Origin of the sequence: Reichenbachiella sp. (assembly GCF_039941815.1) — a bacterium.
GTDB lineage: Bacteria > Bacteroidota > Bacteroidia > Cytophagales > Cyclobacteriaceae > Reichenbachiella.
In genome coordinates, this window is sequence record NZ_JBDVDW010000004.1 from 1 (window position 1) to 1,229 (window position 1,229).

1 protein-coding gene and 1 pseudogene are annotated in these 1,229 nt (G+C 39.7%); both read right to left on the reverse strand.

Annotated features, from left to right (window positions below; translation table 11 throughout):
- Positions 1-40 precede the first annotated feature (40 nt).
- Positions 41-1,003 (reverse strand): AraD1 family protein, encoded by a 963-nt coding sequence (gene araD1 / locus ABJF11_RS00030; protein WP_348117029.1) that lies wholly within the window; start codon positions 1,001-1,003, stop codon positions 41-43.
- A 7-nt stretch (positions 1,004-1,010) separates the two neighbouring features.
- Positions 1,011-1,229 (reverse strand): annotated as a pseudogene (locus ABJF11_RS00035) (hypothetical protein); the annotation flags it as partial.

Consider the following 1,229-nt stretch of genomic DNA (forward strand, 5'->3'; position numbering starts at 1 on the left):
TTATTTATAAAAGCCCTACTTTAATAACCTCCTCTTCCACTTATGAATCAAATCTCACCTTGTTTGAAAGCACTTTTCCAAAAGCAGAAGCCTCGATTTCAATTATGTCTCCATCTTCGACCACCACTCCATCAGCGAAACTTAGCGTTGCTGTACCAAAAAAATGAATATGTAGATCCCCTGCATGAGATAATTGTGTGTACTTGAAATGATGGTGCTCTAAATTAGAGATAGAGTGAGTCATGTTCGCTTCACCTGTAAGAAACGCCTTATTCCAAATAACTGAACCGTTTCTTACAAAACGGCTTTCCCCCTCTATATCCTGAGGAATATCCGTTAGCATAAGCTCGGGACCAAAACTACAAGACCGTAATTTGGAATGAGCAAGCCATAAGTAATTACTTCTCTCTGTCACATGATCAGAAAACTCATTGCCAATGGCAAAGCCAACCCTCATTGGCTTTGAGTCTTGGTTCAAGATATAAACTCCAACTAACTCAGGCTCTTCTCCAGCATCTTCAGCAAAGCTAGGTACAGGAAGCTCTGCACCAGGAGCGCAAACAATACTTCCATTACCTTTATAAAACCACTCAGGCTGAGAGCCAACTTTGCTGCTCTCTGGTTTTCCTCCCTCGACGCCCAATTTGAACATCTTCATACTATCTGTCATCTGATCATCATGATTTGATAACTTTGCATGCATTTCTGAACGTGCGCTTGCACTACCAAGGTGAGTAAGACCAGTACCAGAAATCACGCAGTGTGAAGGATCTGGATGAGTGATTGGCGGAAGTAGATGACCTTTGTTTATAATGTCTTGATAATCTAAAAGCTCATCTGAAAGACAACTTAAAATCAAATCCTTTAGTGATTCTTTTTTATCTATTGCACACAACGCCAATCCATATGTGCCACCCTGAAAGTCAATAAGTTGAAGTGTATTTTCATCTCGCACCAAAGCTGCTCTTTCTTGTCCGTCATAATCTATTTGCACTATTTTCATGAAGCACCTACTCAATTATGTTAAATTGATCTAAATAGCGATCTGATAAAGTTAAACCGAGACCCGCTTTATTATCATCTAGATCGATAAAGCCATTTTCTGGCTCAGGATCCCCTTCAAAAATGTAATAGAACAGCTCATTACCTACTTCAACGTCATGCACAGGAAAATACTCAGACATTGGAGATGCTAGCGTCGACATAGTTAAATGGTAATTATGCATTTG

Bases quoted from the DNA above. Each gene is read 5' to 3' on its own strand.
- araD1 (WP_348117029.1), bottom strand. From the start codon at position 1,003: ATGAAAATAGTGCAAATAGATTATGACGGACAAGAAAGAGCAGCTTTG.